The sequence below is a fragment of the Actinoplanes sp. NPDC026670 genome (assembly GCF_040638175.1).
Taxonomy (GTDB): domain Bacteria; phylum Actinomycetota; class Actinomycetes; order Mycobacteriales; family Micromonosporaceae; genus Actinoplanes.
The window spans coordinates 182,878-183,909 of sequence record NZ_JBEZXU010000005.1; positions in this window are offsets into that span (position 1 = coordinate 182,878).

The window sequence follows — 1,032 nt, forward strand, 5'->3', positions numbered from 1 at the left end:
AGCCGAGCCGAGCCGAGCCGAGCCGAGCCGAGCCGAGCCGAGCCGAGCCGAGCCGAGCCGAGCCGAGCCGAGCCGAGCCGAGCCGAGCCGAGCCGGCATCCGTGAAGGGCATGGCCTCACCGGCGCCGGCACACCTGTTGCCTGACCCTGCTTTTGCGTGGCTACCGTTCCTCGGGCGACCGGAGCATGGAAGCTGCTTTGATGTCAGTTCGGAGGAGCGAGCCAGCATCGAATCCGACTAGCCACTGAGATGAGTGTCCGGCTGGGCTGTGGTTCGCGTGCGCAGCCCGCTCTACGTGATTGAGCACCCGGAGCCGACGCGGGATGTGGTGCCGGCGTGTTTGGGACAGGGCAGCCGTAGGAGATCGGTTTGGGGTGGACCGCTTCTGTGTCGATTGCGGCGCTAGCTTCCGGGACATGTCTCTCGAGGCCCGTTTCACGTGAAACATCGCCAAGGCGCCGATCCTCGGTGATCTTGTGGAGTGGCATGATTGCGGTGACTCGTCTCCACACTGGGTTGAGTGGCGGGCCTGGCTCATCGTGCCTCGTTCGGCTGAGGTGACTCCGCTCCGCGGGCTACTGGCGGCCTCAGCAAAACCGTTACGGCTCGATGTGGTTGCCAGTAGCCAGTGGACGGGCATGCGGTGCGATGCCGGCCAGACACTTCTCGCAGTCCAGGCCGAGATGCTTTTAGATGCGGAGTGTCTCATTGGCCCTCGGTTGCGATGAGTCGTAAACCTGGGGCGTGTCCATCCGATGGCTGTTCTCCCGCCCGATATCTCTCATCGGAGAGGCAGGCCCGTTCTTGCTCGGCCGAGACCTCAGCGCGCCGGATCTAAGGGTCGGTAGTTGCTGTGTCCCAGCAGCCTCGGGTTGGGCCGGATCGTCTTGTACTCCAGTGGTGTCTCCGACCTAGCGCGCGGTGGTCTCACGACTCTGTGCGCGTCCGCATCGGGGGTTCGATGACCGGAAGCAGGTGCGAAACGAAGCCGTTCCGTTTCACGTGAAACAGCGCTGTGGCAGATTTGCCCG